This window comes from Cohnella baijiui (assembly GCF_020731285.1).
Classification (GTDB): domain Bacteria; phylum Bacillota; class Bacilli; order Paenibacillales; family Paenibacillaceae; genus Cohnella.
In genome coordinates this window covers 1-224 of record NZ_JAJFOW010000422.1, presented here as the reverse complement: position 1 = coordinate 224, position 224 = coordinate 1, and the positions used below count along the sequence as shown (strand labels likewise).

General features: G+C 50.0%; 1 protein-coding gene. It reads left to right on the top strand.

All coding sequences use genetic code 11. From position 1 onward, the window contains the following. Window positions 1-224, top strand: a 224-nt coding sequence (locus LKX83_RS33210; RefSeq protein WP_227887563.1) for a hypothetical protein, incomplete at both ends; no start/stop codon positions are given.

The window sequence follows — 224 nt, the reverse complement described above, 5'->3', positions numbered from 1 at the left end:
CCAGCACCTGCCGATGTTTCATACCGAGCATTGTGTCTACTGTACATTCCTAAGTGAAGGAACGGATTATACAAACTGCGGCCGTCCATGCGAAAGCCATCGCGTCTCTCTGCAGGATCGGATCGGTATGTCGCATCCGGTACGTGTGGACATTGGATGCCGCAACACAGTATATAATGCCATTGAACAGTCTGGTGCAGAGTACATCACTCATTTTCTCGACC